At 56.3% G+C, this 18,242-nt stretch carries 19 protein-coding genes; 15 read left to right on the top strand and 4 right to left on the bottom strand.

The genetic code is table 11. The features are described from left to right. Window positions 1-11: 11 nt before the first annotated feature. From HUW52_RS24170 to HUW52_RS24155, 4 genes are read left to right on the top strand one after another with little or no spacing between them, the layout of a single operon-like run. Window positions 12-1,121: a DegT/DnrJ/EryC1/StrS aminotransferase family protein gene (locus HUW52_RS24170; RefSeq protein ID WP_175555090.1), complete on the top strand. Its 1,110-nt coding sequence runs from the start codon at window positions 12-14 to the stop codon at window positions 1,119-1,121. Then, entirely contained in the window at window positions 1,121-2,065 is a 945-nt protein-coding gene (locus tag HUW52_RS24165; RefSeq protein ID WP_175555728.1) for a glycosyltransferase family 2 protein, read from the top strand. The genes HUW52_RS24170 and HUW52_RS24165 overlap by 1 nt, the downstream gene beginning before the upstream one ends. Then, the gene (locus tag HUW52_RS24160; RefSeq protein WP_016984686.1) at window positions 2,058-3,002 is read left to right on the top strand and encodes a WxcM-like domain-containing protein; all 945 of its coding nucleotides are present in this window, start codon (window positions 2,058-2,060) and stop codon (window positions 3,000-3,002) included. The genes HUW52_RS24165 and HUW52_RS24160 overlap by 8 nt, the downstream gene beginning before the upstream one ends. 1 nt (window position 3,003) lies before the next feature. Then, on the top strand, window positions 3,004-3,417 hold the full coding sequence (locus HUW52_RS24155) for a GtrA family protein (RefSeq protein WP_016984685.1): 414 nt from the start codon (window positions 3,004-3,006) through the stop codon (window positions 3,415-3,417). 215 nt (window positions 3,418-3,632) lie between these two features. On the opposite strand, the gene HUW52_RS24150 is transcribed toward HUW52_RS24155, so the two are convergent. After that, entirely contained in the window at window positions 3,633-3,824 is a 192-nt protein-coding gene (locus HUW52_RS24150; RefSeq protein ID WP_016984684.1) for a DUF1508 domain-containing protein, read from the bottom strand. Between the two features lie 277 nt (window positions 3,825-4,101). Here HUW52_RS24150 and HUW52_RS24145 point away from each other — a divergent pair, with 277 nt between their 5' ends. The 6 genes from HUW52_RS24145 (at window position 4,102) to HUW52_RS24120 (ending at window position 9,793) form a co-directional block, all read left to right on the top strand. Next, complete coding sequence (locus HUW52_RS24145; protein ID WP_175555089.1) at window positions 4,102-5,067, top strand: glycosyltransferase family 2 protein; 966 nt, start codon at window positions 4,102-4,104, stop codon at window positions 5,065-5,067. Window positions 5,068-5,070: 3 nt separating this feature from the next. Further along, window positions 5,071-5,781 carry a bifunctional 2-polyprenyl-6-hydroxyphenol methylase/3-demethylubiquinol 3-O-methyltransferase UbiG gene (locus tag HUW52_RS24140; protein WP_016984682.1) on the top strand — a complete coding sequence of 237 codons (711 nt, stop codon included), beginning with the start codon at window positions 5,071-5,073 and terminating at the stop codon, window positions 5,779-5,781. After that, window positions 5,778-6,164 carry a GtrA family protein gene (locus tag HUW52_RS24135; protein WP_175555088.1) on the top strand — a complete coding sequence of 129 codons (387 nt, stop codon included), beginning with the start codon at window positions 5,778-5,780 and terminating at the stop codon, window positions 6,162-6,164. The genes HUW52_RS24140 and HUW52_RS24135 overlap by 4 nt, the downstream gene beginning before the upstream one ends. Continuing rightward, window positions 6,161-8,257 carry a DUF6311 domain-containing protein gene (locus HUW52_RS24130; RefSeq protein ID WP_175555087.1) on the top strand — a complete coding sequence of 699 codons (2,097 nt, stop codon included), beginning with the start codon at window positions 6,161-6,163 and terminating at the stop codon, window positions 8,255-8,257. Before HUW52_RS24135 ends, HUW52_RS24130 begins: the two co-directional genes overlap by 4 nt. Before the next feature lie 87 nt (window positions 8,258-8,344). Further along, complete coding sequence (locus HUW52_RS24125) at window positions 8,345-9,265, top strand: LysR substrate-binding domain-containing protein (protein WP_016984680.1); 921 nt, start codon at window positions 8,345-8,347, stop codon at window positions 9,263-9,265. A 162-nt stretch (window positions 9,266-9,427) separates the two neighbouring features. Continuing rightward, the gene (locus HUW52_RS24120) at window positions 9,428-9,793 is read left to right on the top strand and encodes a 5-carboxymethyl-2-hydroxymuconate Delta-isomerase (protein WP_016984679.1); all 366 of its coding nucleotides are present in this window, start codon (window positions 9,428-9,430) and stop codon (window positions 9,791-9,793) included. 3 nt (window positions 9,794-9,796) lie between these two features. Here HUW52_RS24120 and HUW52_RS24115 read toward each other — a convergent pair whose 3' ends face one another. Further along, the gene (locus HUW52_RS24115) at window positions 9,797-10,732 is read right to left on the bottom strand and encodes a LysR family transcriptional regulator (protein WP_175555086.1); all 936 of its coding nucleotides are present in this window, start codon (window positions 10,730-10,732) and stop codon (window positions 9,797-9,799) included. A gap of 176 nt (window positions 10,733-10,908) precedes the next feature. Then, window positions 10,909-12,102: a cyanate transporter gene (locus HUW52_RS24110; protein ID WP_175555085.1), complete on the bottom strand. Its 1,194-nt coding sequence runs from the start codon at window positions 12,100-12,102 to the stop codon at window positions 10,909-10,911. 415 nt (window positions 12,103-12,517) lie between these two features. Here HUW52_RS24110 and HUW52_RS24105 point away from each other — a divergent pair, with 415 nt between their 5' ends. The 4 genes from HUW52_RS24105 to HUW52_RS24090 all read left to right on the top strand — a co-directional run bounded on the left by HUW52_RS24105 (window position 12,518) and on the right by HUW52_RS24090 (window position 16,781). Next, window positions 12,518-14,167 carry a phosphoethanolamine transferase gene (locus HUW52_RS24105; protein WP_175555084.1) on the top strand — a complete coding sequence of 550 codons (1,650 nt, stop codon included), beginning with the start codon at window positions 12,518-12,520 and terminating at the stop codon, window positions 14,165-14,167. Between the two features lie 152 nt (window positions 14,168-14,319). Continuing rightward, window positions 14,320-15,453 (top strand): ribonuclease D, encoded by a 1,134-nt coding sequence (gene rnd / locus HUW52_RS24100; RefSeq protein WP_016984676.1) that lies wholly within the window; start codon window positions 14,320-14,322, stop codon window positions 15,451-15,453. Continuing rightward, the gene (locus tag HUW52_RS24095; RefSeq protein WP_007911350.1) at window positions 15,450-15,743 is read left to right on the top strand and encodes a YcgL domain-containing protein; all 294 of its coding nucleotides are present in this window, start codon (window positions 15,450-15,452) and stop codon (window positions 15,741-15,743) included. Before rnd ends, HUW52_RS24095 begins: the two co-directional genes overlap by 4 nt. A 105-nt stretch (window positions 15,744-15,848) precedes the next feature. Continuing rightward, the gene (locus HUW52_RS24090) at window positions 15,849-16,781 is read left to right on the top strand and encodes a D-2-hydroxyacid dehydrogenase (protein ID WP_175555083.1); all 933 of its coding nucleotides are present in this window, start codon (window positions 15,849-15,851) and stop codon (window positions 16,779-16,781) included. Window positions 16,782-16,902: 121 nt separating this feature from the next. Here the strand turns inward: HUW52_RS24090 and HUW52_RS24085 are convergent, their stop codons facing one another. Beyond that, window positions 16,903-17,496 (bottom strand): nitroreductase family protein, encoded by a 594-nt coding sequence (locus HUW52_RS24085; RefSeq protein ID WP_116028869.1) that lies wholly within the window; start codon window positions 17,494-17,496, stop codon window positions 16,903-16,905. Between the two features lie 280 nt (window positions 17,497-17,776). Between HUW52_RS24085 and HUW52_RS24080 the strand changes: the two genes are divergently transcribed. Continuing rightward, on the top strand, window positions 17,777-18,226 hold the full coding sequence (locus HUW52_RS24080) for a YcgN family cysteine cluster protein (RefSeq protein WP_016984673.1): 450 nt from the start codon (window positions 17,777-17,779) through the stop codon (window positions 18,224-18,226). Window positions 18,227-18,242 lie beyond the last annotated feature (16 nt).

The raw sequence follows: 18,242 nt of genomic DNA, 5'->3' as shown, positions 1-18,242 counted from the left end.
CGGGGAACTGTATGGAACGCCTTGATCCTGTTTTATTTTTCTCTACCAAAAAGGCCAACCAGTCTCTGGACTTAAAAAAAATCACCGGCCGTGTTCTGGACAGTAATTGGTATGTGCTTGGTGAGGAAGTCGCAGGTTTTGAGTCTGAGTTTTCCAAGTATATCGGCGTCGACCATTGCATCAGCGTAGCAAATGGATCTGACGCCCTGGAACTTGCCTTGCGTGCATTGGATGTCAAGCCTGGCGATAAGGTAATTACCGTTGCCAATGCTGGTTTCTACAGTAGTGGAGCCATTCATTTGCTCGGTGCCAGTCCTGTTTATGTCGATGTTGATCCGGAAACATTAACGCTTTGCCCGAAAGCACTTGCTGACGCAATGCTTTGCAAGCCAGCAGCCGTTATCGTTACTCATCTCTACGGTCAACTGGCTGAGATAGAAGAGTTGGTGAGGATAGCGAAATTCTATGACGTTCCTGTCATTGAGGACTGCGCTCAAGCTCATGGAGCGATGCGGGGCAAAAAACGGGCGGGGAGTTTCGCAGACATCGGGTGTTACAGCTTTTACCCAACCAAAAATCTTGGTGCTCTGGGTGATGGCGGGGCGCTTGTTACGAATGATCAAAAACTGGCGTCACGTGTTCAGAGTCTGAGGCAGTATGGGTGGGCCAAGAAATATGAAGTGGCTATATCCGGCGGTCGAAATAGCCGGTTGGATGAAATCCAGGCAGCGGTACTGCGTGAAAAGTTACCTCACCTTGATCAGTGGAATCAACAGCGACGTTCGATCGCGGCTCGTTATAATGACGCGTTCTCAACGCTGAATATAAAGCTGCCGATAATGAGGGGTGAGGAGTACGTTGCGCATTTGTACGTGATTCGAACCGAAGACAGAGCAAGGCTTACTGGTTTTCTGAAAGAAAAGAATATCGGCACCGATATTCATTATCCTATACCTGATCACCAGCAACCTGGGTATAAAGTTGAAGGTGTGAAACCGGTATTGCCAGAGACTGAGTTATGTTGCAATACAGTCATGTCGTTGCCGTGTTTTCCAGGCCTGACTGAAGAGGAAGTTCAACGAGTTATCAATGCAGTTACTTCCTGTTTTGGTAGAGGGTAATAGCCTTGTTAAGCTTGATTATTCCTGTATATCTTAATGAAGACTCACTGGGCTCGTTGTTGGAAGCAGTCGGTGATCTTGATCTGAAACTTGAACATGATTTTGAAGCTGTGTTTGTCGTAGATGGCAGTCCGGATCGCTGCTATGAAATATTGCGTGATGCATTGAGCCAGCGTTCATTTCGATCGCAATTAATCTTGCTGTCGAAAAACTTCGGTTCTTTCATGGCAATTCGCACTGGGCTTCAGGCGGGCAAAGGTGATCGATTTGCTGTGATGGCTGCCGACTTGCAAGAACCGCCCGAGTTGGTGTTGCAGATGTCCGCAATACTGGCTACCAAAGATGTCGATGTGGTGGTTGGTGTACGTGAGTCACGGGAAGATCCAATGCTTTCTCGTATGGCTTCGAGTATTTTTTGGTGGGTTTACAGACGGTATGTTATTACTGATCTGCCTCCTGGCGGGGTGGATATGTTCGGTTGCAATAAGGCGTTTCGTGATAGTTTATTAACTTTGAACGAAGGCCATAGCTCGCTTGTTGCTCAAATTTTCTGGCTCGGATTTCGCCGGGAGATAGTTACCTATTCAAGGCGTAAACGTGAGCATGGAAAGTCGGCCTGGACGTTTCGAAAGAAACTGAATTACTTGATGGATAGTGTTTTTTCGTTCACCGATTTACCTGTCCGGATTCTTGTTCGGTTGGGTATGACGGGGTCACTTGTCGCCATGCTCCTCGGTGTCGTTGTATTGATTGCCAAGATCTCTGGAATGATCAGCGTTCCAGGTTATGCCATGACAATTTTGATTATCAGTTTTCTCGGCAGTCTAAATTTGCTGGGAATAGGCATTGTTGGCTCGTATGCCTGGCGTGCTTATGAGAATACCAAAAACAGGCCGTTGGCTATCCCTATGAGAATCGAGAGTTTTGGATCGGAAAATGAGTGAGCAAAGAGAGTATTTCGTTCATAGCCATGCCCTGTGCGAGTCCTCCGATATTGGCAAGGGTACTCGAATATGGGCGTTTGCTCACGTTTTACCGCAGGCGAAAATTGGCAGTGAATGCAACGTCTGCGATAACGTTTTCATCGAGAATGATGTGGTCATAGGCGATCGCGTAACGCTAAAGTGCGGCGTTCAAGTATGGGACGGTATAACAATCGAGGACGATGTTTTTGTGGGTCCTAATGTGACCTTTACCAATGATATTTTTCCAAGAAGTAAACAATACCCTGCGGCGTTTACTCGCACCATAATTCGCAAAGGCGCTTCGTTGGGTGCGAACTCTACAATTCTTCCAGGCATTGTTATCAATATGAACGCGATGGTCGGTGCCGGTGCGGTAGTGACTCGTTCTGTGCCCCCCAACGCGATAGTAGTGGGCAACCCTGCAAAGATTATCGGTTATGTCGACACCAAGGAAACCACACTTGGGAGTGAGAACCATGGCAAACCACTCCCGGAAGAAGTCAGTGCAACTTCAGTCAACGGAGTTACATTGCACTCCCTGAAGGAGGTGACGGACATCCGCGGTCGCTTGTCTGCTGGGGAGTTCGAACGTTCGGTGCCGTTCAAGCCATTGCGGTACTTTTTGGTATATGACGTCCCGACTGCTGAGACTCGTGGCGAACATGCTCATCTTAACTGTCATCAGTTTTTGGTAGCGGTGAAGGGGGTCGTGCACGTAGTAGCGGATGACGGAGTCAATCGCGAAGAAATCGTACTGGATAGCGCTACCGTAGGGATTTATCTGCCTCCGATGACTTGGAGCATACAATATCGATATTCCGCCGATGCCATGCTCATGGTATTTGCCTCTGATTATTATGATGCAGATGATTACATACGCGATTACGACGAGTTTATAGGATTGGTCAGGGGTTAATATGGGCCGATTTGGGTTTCGACGTTTTGTGCAGAATCTGAGTCAGCTCAGATTCGCCAGGTTTTTGCTGTCTGGTGTTGCAAATACGGTTGTAACTTATGCTATTTATATGCTTCTGCTTTTGAAATTTTCCTATCAGATTAGTTACGCGGTTTCATACATGATAGGTATTCTCTTTGCTTTTTTCATGAACTCGCAGTTTGTGTTCAAGACTCATCAGGGTATTCGCTCCCTGTTGCGTTTTCCACTGATTTACCTGGCCCAGTATCTGGGCGGTGTTGTGATCTTGTGGGTCTGGGTCGAAGTGCTAGGATTAAATCAAGTCGCCGCACCGCTGGTTGTAGTGATTGTCATGCTCCCGATTACCTATATTCTTACTCGTTATGTATTCCTGTCTGGAAAACGCTTTACGTAATACTGAAAATTGCCCCGCGTTATTCGGGACTAAAATCGTCCGGGATCAACGTCAGTGGCGCCTGGCGAGGCGACTGTTTGTCTTGCGCTTATTATTTAGCTCGGTCAATTCCCAGGTGCTGAACCAGGCCGGATTGCCCCTACACCAAATAAGCGCAGGGGCTTGAATTGTTCTGACAAAAAAGCCTTTAGCACGGTTGCGCGTGCACTTTGTCGTTAAATCTCCTTGACTGGGGTCTCCCCCTGCACAGCCTTGATCAACCCGATCACGTGTAAACAATCCGCCTTGTTTACATAAGACTCACCACTGGCGATAGTCTCGTGGTTACCCGCCCTCAATCTCCAGCGCCATTGCCCTTTACCGGTGCTCGGGGTGCCTCTGGATTGCCTGTAAATCTCGAAATACATTCGTTTCGCTCCATGCGATTCATTTGTGCGTCAGCCTGTGTGGCGCATGGTCGCAAGCCTAGCGCAGAGGGTTTTTTTGGCTATCGGACATTTGTTTCCAATCGTTCGTGAATGTTTCTGAAGGGCGCGGGCTAGAGCGCATCAATAGGCCTCTGGATTGGCCAATATGACGCCGTTTGACCCTTGCAACGCCGCCGGCGCTACTGCTTAATACGGGACGGCTCATGGCGTCGACAATCGTTCGACGACCGACAAACACTATAAAAAGAGCACTCCTTTGACTGAGCACGGAACGCAACAGGCCGGGCAGGTGACGTTATCGCTGGTGGTCCCCGTTTTTAACGAAGAGGACAGCCTCGACACGTTTTTGCTACGCATCAATGAAGTCTTTCAGGCGCAAGCGTCGATCGATCTTGAACTGGTCTTCGTCAATGACGGCAGCACCGATACCACGCTTGAGCGCCTGCTCGGGCATCAGCGACACGATGTGCGTCTGCGTATCGTCGACCTGAGCCGCAACTTCGGTAAAGAGGCGGCATTGTCAGCAGGCTTGCAGGTCGCGACCGGACAAATCGTGGTGCCGATCGATGCGGACCTGCAGGATCCACCGGAAATCATTCTGCACATGATCGAGCGCTGGCGTGAGGGTTATGAAGTGGTGCTCGGTCACCGCATCAGCCGCCGCAGCGATACCTGGGCCAAGCAGACGTCGGCCCACTGGTTCTACCGCCTGCACAACAGGATTGCCGAGCAGCCTTTACCCGAAAACGTCGGCGATTTTCGCCTGATGGACCGCTGTGTGGTCGATGCCTTGCTGACCCTTCCCGAATCTCGACGTTTCATGAAAGGCCTGTTCGCCTGGGTCGGGTTTCGCACCACCCACGTCGATTACGAACGTCCCGAACGCGTGGCGGGGCAAAGCAAGTTCAACGGTTGGCGGCTGTGGAATTTCGCCCTGGAAGGCATCACCAGTTTCAGCACGGAACCATTGCGGGTCTGGACGTATGTGGGGGCGCTGGTGTCGCTTGTGTCCTTTGCCTTCGCCATTTTCATTGTTCTGCGTACGTTGATTTACGGCATCGACATGCCGGGTTATGCCTCGCTGATGGTTGCTGTGACTTTTCTCGGAGGCCTGCAATTGATCGGTATCGGCGTGCTCGGCGAGTATCTGGGCCGCACTTACATCGAATCCAAACGCCGACCGGTTTTTCTGGTGCGTCGCGTCTATGACCCCAAGGACTGACACATGGATCTCAAGGAAACCGATATCCTCGGCGATAGCATCAACGAGCATTGGTATTACTGCTCCAAAGCTGCAGCCACCACGCGATTGCTGGGTGATGTGCCAATCAGGCGAATCCTCGATGTCGGCGCGGGCTCGGGGTTTTTCTCGCATCATCTGCTGACCCACACCGCAGCCAGTGAGGCGTGGTGCGTGGATATCAGCTATAGCGCCGACTCCAGCGCGACCACCGCCGGCAAACCCGTGCACTACCGTCGCGGGATTGAAACGATCGAGGCCGATCTGGTGCTGTTGATGGACGTGCTGGAGCATGTCGATGACGACCTTGGCCTGCTCAAGATGTATGTCGATAAGGTGCCATCGGGCAGTCGCTTTCTGATGACCGTGCCGGCGTTCCAGTTCTTGTGGAGCGGGCACGATGATTTTCTCGAACACAAGCGCCGCTACACCTTGGCGCAGTTCGAAACACTGGCGCGCGCTGCCGGCTTGTCGGTGCAGCGCGGTGCGTATTATTTCGGCGCGGTGTTTCCGATTGCCGCGGCGCTCCGATTATTGCCACAAGGCGCACAAACCCAGCCACCGCGTTCGCAACTCAAGCGTCATCATCCGCTGGTGAACACGTTGCTCAAGACACTTTGCAGCCTTGAATTGCCGTTAATGGGTATGAACCGTCTGGCAGGTTTGAGCGTTTTTGTCCTGGCGCAAAAACCGTGACCTCAGCTGAAAAATCAGCGTTGATCCAGCGGGGTTTGCGTTTTGCCGTGACCGGTGTGTTCGTCACCGCTTTGCATGCGTTGGTCGCGGTGCTGTTTATCCATTTCATCAGTGCGCCGCCGCCCCTCGCCAACGGCGTGGCGTTCGCCGTGGCGACAGTGGTGTCGTATGTGATCAACACTACCTGGAGCTTCTCGGCCCGGTTGCATGGGCGGACCCTGGTGCGGTTTCTGCTGGTTTCGGTCTGTGGTTTTTTTCTGGCGATGTTTGTCGCCTGGGCTGCGCAAATGGCCGGTCTCCACTATTTGCTGGGCATCGGCGCGGTGGCGCTGACGATCCCGGCATTCACCTTCGTACTGCACAACTTCTGGACGTACCGATGAGGGAGTTGAACAAGCATCCGGCCCTCGCGCTGCTGCCGTTGTTGCTCGGTGTGCTGGCGTTTTTTCTGGTGATCGGCCCGCGCGCCCTGGACCCGCAGAACATCGCTTGGCTGAAGGACGGTGACCCGGCGACGCATTACTTGGGCTGGGTGTATTTCCGGCACTCGCCCTGGACGTTTCCGCTCGGGCTCAACCCTTCTTATGGACTGGAGTTGGGCAGTGCGATCATTTTTTCTGACTCCAATCCACTGCTGGCACTGTTTTTCAAACCGTTCAATGGCTGGTTACCGGAAACGTTCCAGTATTTCGGCTTTTGGTTGCTGGCCTGTTTTGTCCTGCAAGCGTGGTTTGCCTGGAAGCTGCTCGGACTCATCAGCGACAACCCCGTGCTGCGCCTGTTGGGCACCGGTTTGCTGGTGTTTTCACCGCCGATGTTTGTGCGTACCGGTGGGCATCTTTCCCTGGCCGGCCACTTTCTGATTCTGGCTGCTTTGTATCTGGCCTTGCATCCGGCGCTGACGCGACGGCGACTGGCATGGGGTGCCTTGCTCGCAGCCACCGCGCTGGTGCATGCCTACCTGTTGGTCATGGTGGCTTTGATCTGGATAGCCGATCTGTTTGGCAAAGTCATGCTCGGCACTCTGACTCGTCGGCAGGGGCTGAAGGAGTTCGGCGGTCTGTTCGCCCTGGTCAGCGTATGTTGCTGGCAGGCGGGTTATTTCAGCATCGTCGACGGCGCCGGTGGTGGCGGTTTCGGTTGGTATCGGATGAATCTGATATCCCTGTTCGACGCAGAGGGGTGGTCATACGTGCTGCCAGGCTTCGCGACGGGCGGCGGCGACTACGAGGGCTTCAACTATTTGGGCCTCGGGGTGCTGCTGCTGGTACCCGCCGCGGGTTTTGCCATGCTGCGCAGCAATATTCGCGTTAAAGCGTTGCTGAGTCGTTGGCCATGGCTATTGTTGGCGATGCTCGGGCTGACGGTATTTGCGTTGTCCAATCAAATTGGCCTGGGCGCTCACACGTTCAGTTATCCGCTGCCGAAAACCGTTGAGGGGCTGGCGAGTATCTTCCGTGCCTCGGGCCGGATGTTCTGGCCGGTGTTCTATGCCATCGTTTTACTGATTACGTTTCTGGTGGTGCGTGGCTATCGACCGGCGTTCGCCATGGGGCTGCTGGCGCTGGCGCTGACGACCCAGGTCGTCGACACGCGAATTGCCTGGGTGGGGTTGAGAGCGACAAAAATGGTCCCGCAAACTTCGGCCTGGGCCAGCCCGATGCACGATCCGTTCTGGAACAGCGCGGCCGCTCACTACAAGAATATCCGTGCGTTGATCCCCAAAAACCAGTCGGATCAGTGGCAGGTTCTTGCCGATTTTGCCGCGGCTCATGGATTGAAGACCGATGCAGTTTATATGGGGCGCATGAGCCCCAAGGCGCTCGACAAGGCTCAGCGTGACGCGCAACGTCGGCTGAGTGCCGGACAATACGAGGCCGATTCGCTGTACATCCTCGACGATGATTCGCTGGATCTGGCCATCCAGAATGTTCACAGCGATACCGATCTGCTGACCCGGGTCGATGACTTTGTCGTACTGGCCCCAGGCTGGAAGCATTGCGATCAATGTGTGGCGATGGTCGATGAGGGGCGCTCGATGTCAGCTGTTCCGTTGAGCCAGCCCGGCCTGGTGCAAGCGTTCAATCGCAAGAGCCGGCAGTTGGTCAAAGGCTGGGCCGCTCCGGAAACGTGGGGCACCTGGAGTGAAGGGCAAGACGCCGAAATCGCGCTGCGTGTGGCGCCAGATACCCGCTCGATTGTCATTGACGTACTGGCTTTCGTCATGCCGCCCAAACTGACGCAACGGGTCATCGTCAGTGTCAATGGCGTTGAAGTCTTGTCGACTCGCCTGACCCAGGTTCAGGGCAATCTGCTGGAAATTCCGCTCAACCCGGCTGTTCGCGAAACGCTGGTCGATGGCCGGGTCGTGACGATCCAGGTGCATCTGCCCGATGCCACCAGTCCACGCAATCTGGGGTTGAACGATGATGCTCGGGTGATGGGGCTGGGGCTGAAATCGCTGACCGTTCGCTGAGGCCCGGCCGGTCGTGCAAAGGTTGATGGACGCCGGGCCCAAGGCCTTTCTACACTGCCCGTATTCCGGGGAGCAGGGGGGCAATGGATGAACCGCAATGAACTACGCAAGGCCGACATCAACCTGATGGTGGTGTTCGAAACCTTGATGCTTGAACGCAATGTGACCCGGGCGGCCGAAAAGCTGTTTCTCGGCCAGCCGACCATCAGCTCTGCACTCAATCGCTTGCGCACGATGCTCAACGATCCACTGTTCATCCGCGTCGGCCATCGCATGGAACCGACGGCCCGTGCCGAAGATATCTTTCGCCATCTCAAGCCAGCGCTGGATTCGCTATCAGTGGCGTTGAGCCTGACCCGTGATTTCGATCCAGCGGTCAGTACCATGACTTTCCGTATCGGTCTGTCCGATGACGTCGAATTCGGCCTGCTGCCGCCGCTATTGCGCGCACTGCGTCAGGAGGCACCGAACGTGGTGTTCGTGGTGCAACACGTCGATTACTGGCGGATTCCCGATCTGCTCGCCGCTGGCGACATTACTGTTGGCATCAGCCAGACCCGAGGTCTGCCGGCCAACGCCAAGCGCAAACTGTTGCGCCATATCCAACCGAGCATACTGCGCGCCGACGCCAGTGATACGCCGCTGACGCTGGATGAATATTGCGCGCGTCCGCACGTACTGGTTTCGCACACGGCCAATGTCAGTGGTTTCGCTGATGAGTGGCTGGCGGAGCTCGGTCGCACTCGCCAGGTGGTGCTGTCGGTGCCGCAATACAGCGCGTTGCCGGCGCTGTTGGCGGGTACGGACCTGATCGCCAGTCTGCCGGATTACACCGCGGCGGCCATGGCCACTTCCGGATTACTGTTCAAGGAACCGTTTCCGTTCAAGACGCCGACTCTGGATCTTTCCATGGTCTGGCTCAGTCATGTGGACAGCGATCCGGCCGAGCGCTGGTTGCGTTCCAGGCTGGAGCAGTTCATGAGCGAGCGACCGCTGAGCGCATCCTGATGATCATCACATACCTTGTGGGAGCGAGTTATCAGGCACCTTAAGTGTCGCTGAACGACCGCATTCGCGAGCAAGCTCGCTCCCACATTGGAAAGTCCCCGGGAGGGTAGGGCAGAGCTGTGCTATATGTACGACCTTTCTGCCAACCACCGGGGACCTGTAATGCCACACCTGCACATGGAATACACCGCCAACCTGCCGCAGTTGAACGCCGACGTCGCATTGATCCGGCTCAACAACACGCTGGTGGGCTCCGGTCAGTTCGCGGCGGAGTTCGATATCAAAAGTCGTGCGGTGAAAGTCGAGACTTTCAAAGTCGGTACCGCCATGGCCGAGCGCGCCTTCGTCTATGTGAAGCTGGCGCTGCTCAGCGGGCGTTCGCCGCAGATCAAGAAGCAGTTGTCAGAAAGTCTGTTGGCGGTCTTGCAGGATCTGTGCGAATGGCCGGCTGGTGTCGAGGTGCAGTTGTGTGTCGAGCTGGTCGACATGGATCGCGAGTCTTACAGCAAGACCGCCATCGGCGCGTAGGACTCAGGCTGCTTCGAGTTCGCTGCAGACCTTGACCACCTGCTCGCGCAACCAGAGGTTGGCGCTGTCCTGATCCACGCTCTGGCTCCACTGCATGTCGAGGGTAAAGCCCGGCAAGCCGTTCGGCGCCTCACAGTGATTGAACACCGCCTCGTTGGTCAGCAAACGCTGGATGCGGCGGGGCAGGGTGAGGATGAAGTCGGTCCCGGTGATCATTTTCAATGCCGCGCTGTAGCTGTTCGAGCGCGCGACGATCTGGCGCTTTTGCGCCTGTCGCGCCAGCCAGCCGTCGACCATGTTGGTGGTCGACGTCCACGGCGTCGGGAACACGTGTCGACGTTCGGTAAAGGCCTGCAGGCTCAGGCGCGGCTCCAGTGGCGTGGCGCGTTTGTCGAAGACGCAGACCAGATCATCCTCCAGCAACATCCGTGATTTCAGGTCGGTGTGATGGCGGTGGAAGTTGGGGCCGAAACTGATCACCAGATCCAGGCTGCCGTCGCGCAGCTCATCCGCCGGGACGTCGGTCTCGAATTTGTGCATGTTGACCATCACCGGCAAATCATCGAAATCGAAACGCTTCAGCAAGCGCGGCAGGATCAGTTGCTCGAAGTATTCCGGGGCGCAGATGTTGAAGGTGACGGCTTGTTGGGTCGGGTCGAACGTGGGGGCACCGGCGTGGCACAGGTTGATGCTTTCGAGGATCTTCTGCACATGGCCGTACATGGTGCTGGCCTTGTAGGTCGGACGCATGCCGGTGCGAGTGTTGATGAACAGTTCGTCTTCGAAACTGGTGCGCAGTTTTTTCAAACAGTAACTGACGGTGGACTGGCTGACGAACAGGGCTTCTGACACGTCGGTAACGCTGCTTTGCTCATAAACAGCGATAAACACCATGAGATCCTGCATGTCGAGCTTTCGTAGCAAGTTACTGTTCAGCATCCGTTCCGTCTCGCTGTGCTCCTTGCGCTGAATCCGCGCAAACGTGTGCGAACGATCCTAGCGGAACGATGGTGCCAGGACAAAGCCCTGTAGGACGTTTCACAGTCAGTTGTGGGACAGAAAGTTTTACGAACACGACGTCGCCGACAAAACCGCCGAAAAGTGGCCAGAAGCCTTTATCTCGACGAGGGAAAGTGTCGGGCGTAATGCCTGGGATCGAAGCGCCACACCATCAACAGCATCACCCCCATCACAGCCGTCAGCGACCACCAGGCCCATTCGAAGCTGCCGAGTCGGTCGCGGATCACTCCAGCCATTAGCGGTGAGAGGCCGGCGATCAGATAGCCAATGCCCTGCACGAAGGCGGTCAGGCCGCCGGCGCGTTGCGGGTTGTCGAGATGATCGAGCGAGACGATCAGGCTCATCGGAAACAAACCGCCAATGCCCAGCCCCAGCAGGCACGGCCACAGCAGGCTGTACGTTTGCGGGCTGAGGATCAGGCCGCAAAACCCGGCGATGATCAGTATCAGTAACGCCATCAGAATCACCCTGCGATCCCGGCTGCGATTGGCGATCGCCGGCACTACCAGGCCGGAAATTACCTCCATGGCCGTCAGAAAACCTAACAGCAGCCCGGCGTTTTGTTCACTCCAGCCTTTTTCCACGTAGTACGGCGCGAGCCAGGCCAGCACACAGGTGTAGGACGCGGTTCCCAGACCAAAGAAGATGGCCAGTAACCAGGCACGGGAATGGATGAAGAACGAATCTTTGCCGGTTATCGCCGTCACCCTGGAGGACAACTGGCGGCGTTGCGACCACCAGAACGCTAACGCCAGCAACGCCAGGATCGCCCAGATGCTCAAACCGCTGCGCCAGCTCCCGGTTTGCACCATCACCAGCGGCGCGAGCGACGCGGCAAGCGCCGCGCCACCCATGATCGACGTGACGTACAGACCCATGCACAGCGCGACGTTGTCAGTGAAGCGCGATTTGATCAGCGCCGGCATCAACGCCTGAATCAGTGCTATGCCGATGCCGGCCAGCACTGCGCTTGCAATCAATTGGGCAGCAGAGTCGATAAACAGCCGTGACAACGTCGCCACGGCGATGATCAGCAAGGACAGCAATACCGTCCGTTGCTCACCCAGCCGTTGACTGATGCCAATGCCGAAAAACATCGCCAGCCCCATCGCCATCACTGGCAGCATGGTCAGCAGTGACGCGACGCTGAAGCTCAGCGGGATGTCAGTGCGCATGGCCGACAGTAAAGGTCCGACCGCCGCCATCGATGGACGTAGATTGAGGGCGACGAGCATGATCGCGAGCATCAGCCAGACAGCGGGGCGAGCGGTGGCGCGGAAGTTTTCCATCATCAGACCTTTGAGCGGGGCGGATGATTAAGCGCGGAGCGGTCTAGTCCGGGCAAACCAGAAAACCCACTGCTGTATTTAAAAAGTCGATAACACCGCCATCCCCTGTGGGAGCGAGCCTGCTCGCGAAAGCGGATTGTCTGCCACCGAAAATATTGGATGTTCCGGTCTCTTCGCGAGCAGGCTCGCTCCCACAATAAACAGCCGTGCTGTTTTTTCTGAATCAGACCTGAACCATTCTCAAATACTTCACAAGTTTCATCGGATTGCCAACAGCCAACTAATCGTTGGCGTCTTTTTCACAAAAAATTGATGGTTGCCTGCTTAAAGTTTCTCGTGCCTTAGTTAATGAAATTTTCACAATTGAAATTTCTTTCATGGACCGAGGCTCTTCTTTTCAGGAATCGCCCTTTCTATGTTGAAGTTAAAAGCCGTACGCCCGGAATGGGTGACGTTGATTGCCAGTGCCTTTCTTTTAATTGGCTGCAATTTTGTCCTCTGGCAACACCTGTTCGAGATCACCGCCGCCGATGGCAAGGGCATCGCCATGCGCGTGGCGTTCGGGGTGATGATCCTTGCGGCATTCAATATCGTGCTGACGGTTCTGGCTTTTCGGCCGTTGCTCAAACCGCTGTTGACGCTGATATTTCTGATCAGCGCCGGGGTGGCTTATTTCATGAGTCAGTATGGCGTCATGATCGATGCCGGCATGTTTCGCAACTTTGCCGAAACCAATGCAACGGAAGTGCGTGATCTGCTCTCGCTGAAGTTGTTTGCTTATATTCTGTTGCTCGGTGTATTACCGTCCTGGTTGTTGTGGAAAGTTCCAGTCAACTATCGTCGTTGGCACCGTGAGTTGATCAGCAAAGTTATTGTCGGTGTTGCTTCGGTGGCGGTGATTGGCGGGGTGGCGCTGGCCAACTATCAGGGTTTATCTTCACTGTTTCGCAACCATCACGAAATTCGTCTGATGCTGGTGCCCAGTAATTACATCGGTGCTTCGGCGGGTTATCTACGTGAGCAAGTGGCCTCGGCGCGGCAGCCATTCATCAAGATCGGTGAGGACGCCGAGCGCAATCCGGAGGTGAAGCTTCAACCGCGTAAATCCCTGACGGTGCTGGTGGTGGGGGAAAGTGCTCGAGCGGAGAACTTCGGCATTCTTGGCTACCACCGCGATACCACGCCGCAACTCGACAAGGAAGCCGGGCTGATCGCCTTCACTGATGTGCATTCCTGTGGGACAGAAACGGCCGTATCGGTTCCGTGCATGTTCTCCAACATGGGCCGCAAGGATTACGACGCCAGCAAAGCGAAGAATGAAGAAGGTTTACTCGATGTGCTCAAGCGTGCCGGGATCGACGTGATCTGGCGTGACAACCAGTCGGGCTGCAAAGGCACTTGTGATCGAGTCACGCTGCAAGATGTCAGCAACCTGAAGGACCCGGCGCTGTGCGCCAACAGCGAATGCCGCGACGAAATCCTCCTGCAAGGCCTGCAAGGTTTTATCGACCACTTGGACAAGGACACCGTTTTAGTCCTGCACCAGATGGGCAGCCACGGCCCGGAATACTTCAAGCGTTATCCAAAGGCATACGAGCACTTCACGCCCGTGTGTGAAAGTAATGCGCTGAATAATTGCAGCCGCGAAAGTATCGTCAACGGTTACGACAACACGCTGGTGTACACCGACCATGTGCTGTCGAGCCTGATCGATGTATTGCGTAGCAATCAGGACAAAGTCGATACCGCTATGTTGTATCTGTCGGACCACGGCGAGTCACTGGGTGAGTACAACTTGTTTCTGCATGGCACGCCTTACATGCTGGCGCCAGAACAACAGAAGCACGTGGCGATGCTGGCGTGGTTCAGCGACAGCTATCAAAAGGCCTATTCGGTCGATACCCATTGCCTGCAAATGAGCCGCGACAAACCGCTGAGCCAAGACAACCTGTTCCACTCGATGCTTGGTTTGCTGGAGGTGAAGAGTTCGGTCTATCAGCCGGATCTGGACATGTTCGCCGGTTGCCGTGGCGCGGTGATCGACGGCGTCTTGGCCAAAGACTGAACCTCATCCGCTACATAACAGGCCTTTCGTCTCCACCTGTCAGACTATTCTTTCTCTTTGGCAGGACATTTCGTCACAGCTCTTGCCCTTCGCAGGCGCGTAAATCGCCGGTGGCGATATATACTGCGCGCCATTCTTCAAGGGAGAGCCGTGTGGCCATCGATATTCACTGGATTCGCGACAACGAAAGCCTCGCGCAGTTTTGCGCCGAGTGGCAGCAGCTGCCGTTCGTTGCCCTCGACACCGAATTCATGCGGGTCGACACCTTCTACCCGATTGCCGGCCTGCTGCAGGTGGGCGACGGCAAACGCGCCTACCTGATCGACCCGTTGACCATCAACGCCTGGCAACCGCTGGCCGCCTTGCTGGAAAACCCGACGGTGCTGAAAGTCCTGCACGCCTGCAGCGAAGACCTCGAAGTGCTGTTGCGCCTGACCGGCAGCCTGCCGGCACCGATGTTCGACACGCAATTGGGCGCGGCTTATCTGAACCTCGGTTTCTCTATGGGCTATTCGCGGCTGGTGCAGGAAGTGCTCGGCATCGAACTGCCGAAGGGCGAGACCCGTTCCGACTGGTTGCAGCGCCCGTTGTCCGACACGCAAATCAGCTACGCCGCCGAAGATGCCGTGCATCTGGCGGAGGTTTTCGTACAGCTGCGGCCGAAACTGTCTGACGACAAATTCGCCTGGGTGCTGGAGGACGGTGCCGAACTGGTCGCCAACCTGCGCCGCGAAACCGACCCTTACGAGGTCTATCGCGAGGCCAAACTGGCGTGGAAACTCTCGCGTGCGCAACTGGCGGTATTGCGCGAGTTGTGTGCTTGGCGTGAAAAAGAGGCTCGCGCCCGCGATCTGCCGCGCAACCGCATTGTTCGCGAGCATTCGCTATGGCCGCTGGCCCGCACGCAACCGGACAACCTTGCAGCGCTGGGCAAGATCGAAGACATGCACCCGCGTACCGTGCGTCAGGACGGTCAATTTCTGCTTGATCTGATCAAACGCTCTGGCAGTGTGGGGCCTGATCAATGGCCGCCCGCTGTAGCGGAGCCATTGCCGATCGAGGCGGCTGCGTTGATCAAACAACTGCGTGCATTGGGCCAGGCTGAGGCCGAGCGTCTGGGCATCGCCCCGGAACTGATGCTGCGCAAGAAAACCCTCGAAGCCCTGGTCAAAAGCGGCTACCCCGAGGGTCCTTACCAATTGCCTGAGTCGCTGCGTGGCTGGCGCCGCGAACTCATGGGCCAGAAGCTGCTCGACAGCCTGGCCACCGCCGGAGAACAGCCTTGAAACGTATTTGTTCCATCTACCAAAGCTCCAAGCGCAGCGGCATGTACCTTTATGTGCTCAAGAGCGACGCGCTGGAGCGTGTGCCGGAAGCGCTGATGCTGGCGTTCGGCAAGCCGAAGCATTCCTTCGATCTGGTGCTGTCGCCCGAGCGCAAACTGGCCAGCGAGGACATCGTCGTGGTCCTGGAAAACCTCGACAAGCAGGGCTACCACCTGCAAATGCCGCCGGCCGAGGACGAGTACATCGAGCACTTGCCCGAAGAGTTGCTGCGACGCAACGATCCGGTCTGATCTGCGAGGCTCTGTTCTGAGTCTCGGTTTACCCTGGAACTGTTTTTACCGCGATGGCCGGCCAAAATCCGGCGGCCGTCTGCACGGTTTGCGAAAGGTTTGAAGATGCGCGTTCTGATTGCTGAACACGACCACGCGATATACGCCCGGCTGCTGCGTCAGGCAGCGCCCGAGCTGGAAGTACTGACCAGTGGCGACTCCGCCGAACTGGCCCGTCAGGCCGCCGATTGCCCGGTGTGGCTGGGCCAGCCGGATCTGCTGGCGACCCTGTTGCGCCAAGGGCATCAGCCACAATGGCTGCAATCGACCTGGGCCGGCATCACGCCGCTGCTCGCTGACGGCTTGCGCCGCGATTATCGCTTGACCCGTGCGGTAGGGATTTTCGGTCAGGTGATGGCTGAATACGTGCTGACGTACATTCTTGGCCATGAGCGCGAAGTGCTGGCGCGACTGGTCAGCCAGGTCGAGCGCAAGTGGGACAACCGCAGCGGCCAGAGTCTGGTCGGACGCAAAGTGCTGATCGTCGGCACGGGCGACATCGGCCAGAGCGTGGCGCAGTTCCTGCTGCCATTCGGCATCGAGTTGTACGGCATTGCCAGCACTGCCCGCGAGCAAGCGCCGTTTGTCGAGGTCGGTTCGATGGCCGATCTGCCACGCCTGGTGGGCGAGGTGGATTACGTTGTAAACCTGCTGCCGAACACCGAGCACACCCACGATATCTACGATGCGGCGCTGTTCAAGCAATTCAAGCCGACCGGGTTGTTCATCAACGCTGGACGGGGTGTCGCGGTGGTCGACGCTGATCTGGTCGAAGCGCTGAAAGAAGGGCATCTGGCGGGGGCGGTGATCGACGTTTGCCGTCAGGAGCCACTGCCACAGCGGCATCCGTTCTGGACCGCGTGGGGCTTGCTGCTGACCGGGCACAGCTCGGCGCCAACGTCACCGGCATTGATGGTGCAGCTGTTTGTCGAGAACCTGAGGGCGTATCAGGCGAGCGAAGCGTTGCGCGGGGAAGTGGATTTCGATCGCGGCTACTGACGGCGGTAAAAAATGTAGGAGTGAGCCTGCTCGCGATGGGGGTGTATCAGACAGCATTTATGTTGACTGACACGGCCTCATCGCGAGCAGGCTCACTCCTACAGTTGTTTTACGGTGTGGTTTAGAGGGTGAAGTCGCCTTCTGCCGCCAGTTCGTTCAGCGGGCGGCGCGGGCTCGGCTCTTCACGGGCCTGCAGGTATTCAGCCAGCGTTGCCTTGTCACCGAGTTTGCCGACCGCCACGGCCGCGTGCAGCGCGTAGCCTTCAGGAATATTCAGCTCCTTGCGCGTCAACTCCTGATCGAAACCGGCCATGCCGTGGGTGTGCCAGCCGCTGATGCTTGCTTGCAACGCCAAATGGCCCCACGCCGAACCGGTGTCGAAGGTGTGCCACAACGCTGGGGTTTCTTCCGTCGCGCCGGGTGCAGTGAAGGTGGTTTTCGAAATCACGATCACCAGCGCCGAGGCGTGCTGCGCCCAGCTACGGTTGAATTCATTGAGCAGACCCAGATAACGCTCCCAGTTCGGCGTATCGCGACGCGCATAGAGGAAACGCCACGGCTGCGAGTTATACGCCGAAGGCGCCCAGCGCGCGGCTTCGAAGAAGCTCAGCAGGGTTTCTTCCGGGATCGCTTCACCGGTGAAGGCGCGCGGCGACCAGCGGTCGGTGAATTGCGGGTGAATAGCGTAATCGGCAACGCGTGGGTTGGCACTCATCAAGAGATTCCTGGCTACGTTTGAGTAAGAGATTCGATTGCAAACCCGGCGGGATCAGGTGCGCTGAACAATGGGGTTTGGCGAGCCATGACTGTTCACCGGAATGCAACGCGGTCGAGCGTTAATGGCTTCCGGACAAGGCTCGTGACGACAGGCAAAGCTACGCGCCGCCACAAAAACTGACAAGTCCCGCACAACCGGCAGTCGCCAACGCTTGGCCCGCAAGGCCTTGGGCACTAGACTGGCGGCCTTTTCACCACCTGATGTTGATGCTTGAATCATGGCCGCCAAAGTCGAACCGTTCTGGATACGCAAAACCCTCGATCAACTGGATCACCAGGAATGGGAATCGCTGTGCGACGGCTGTGGTCTGTGCTGCCTGCAAAAACTCGAGGATGAAGAAGACAACAGCGTCTATTACACGCGCATCGCCTGCAAACTGCTGGACCTGAAAACCTGCCAGTGCAGCGACTATCCTGATCGCCTCAAATTTGTCCCGGACTGCATCCAGCTCACCCCGGGTCAGGCCGAGGAATTCAAATGGCTGCCGCCGACCTGCGGTTATCGATTGGTCAGTGAGGGCAAGGATTTGCCGTTGTGGCACCACCTGGTGTGTGGCGATCGCGACGCGGTGCACCATGAGCGTATTTCCCAGTCCGGGCGCATGCTTGCCGAAGGCAGCGTGCCGGAAGATGACTGGGAAGATCACCTGATTTTCCGCGCAGGTTAAACACCTGCTGTTCCAG

This window comes from Pseudomonas sp. 43A (genome assembly GCF_013363935.1).
Taxonomy (GTDB): domain Bacteria; phylum Pseudomonadota; class Gammaproteobacteria; order Pseudomonadales; family Pseudomonadaceae; genus Aquipseudomonas; species Aquipseudomonas crudilactis.
The sequence above is the reverse complement of the archived record's forward strand: the minus strand, read 5'-3'. Positions and strand labels throughout refer to the sequence as shown.

Excerpts from the sequence above, each read along its gene's own strand:
- HUW52_RS24170 (WP_175555090.1), top strand. The coding sequence starts at position 12 with ATGGAACGCCTTGATCCTGTTTTATTTTTCTCTACCAAAAAGGCCAAC.
- HUW52_RS24160 (WP_016984686.1), top strand. The coding sequence starts at position 2,058 with ATGAGTGAGCAAAGAGAGTATTTCGTTCATAGCCATGCCCTGTGCGAG.
- HUW52_RS24155 (WP_016984685.1), top strand. The coding sequence starts at position 3,004 with ATGGGCCGATTTGGGTTTCGACGTTTTGTGCAGAATCTGAGTCAGCTC.
- HUW52_RS24150 (WP_016984684.1), bottom strand. The coding sequence starts at position 3,824 with ATGTATTTCGAGATTTACAGGCAATCCAGAGGCACCCCGAGCACCGGT.
- HUW52_RS24140 (WP_016984682.1), top strand. The coding sequence starts at position 5,071 with ATGGATCTCAAGGAAACCGATATCCTCGGCGATAGCATCAACGAGCAT.
- HUW52_RS24130 (WP_175555087.1), top strand. The coding sequence starts at position 6,161 with ATGAGGGAGTTGAACAAGCATCCGGCCCTCGCGCTGCTGCCGTTGTTG.
- HUW52_RS24125 (WP_016984680.1), top strand. The coding sequence starts at position 8,345 with ATGAACCGCAATGAACTACGCAAGGCCGACATCAACCTGATGGTGGTG.
- HUW52_RS24120 (WP_016984679.1), top strand. The coding sequence starts at position 9,428 with ATGCCACACCTGCACATGGAATACACCGCCAACCTGCCGCAGTTGAAC.
- HUW52_RS24115 (WP_175555086.1), bottom strand. The coding sequence starts at position 10,732 with ATGCTGAACAGTAACTTGCTACGAAAGCTCGACATGCAGGATCTCATG.
- HUW52_RS24110 (WP_175555085.1), bottom strand. The coding sequence starts at position 12,102 with ATGGAAAACTTCCGCGCCACCGCTCGCCCCGCTGTCTGGCTGATGCTC.
- HUW52_RS24105 (WP_175555084.1), top strand. The coding sequence starts at position 12,518 with ATGTTGAAGTTAAAAGCCGTACGCCCGGAATGGGTGACGTTGATTGCC.
- HUW52_RS24090 (WP_175555083.1), top strand. The coding sequence starts at position 15,849 with ATGCGCGTTCTGATTGCTGAACACGACCACGCGATATACGCCCGGCTG.
- HUW52_RS24085 (WP_116028869.1), bottom strand. The coding sequence starts at position 17,496 with ATGAGTGCCAACCCACGCGTTGCCGATTACGCTATTCACCCGCAATTC.
- HUW52_RS24080 (WP_016984673.1), top strand. The coding sequence starts at position 17,777 with ATGGCCGCCAAAGTCGAACCGTTCTGGATACGCAAAACCCTCGATCAA.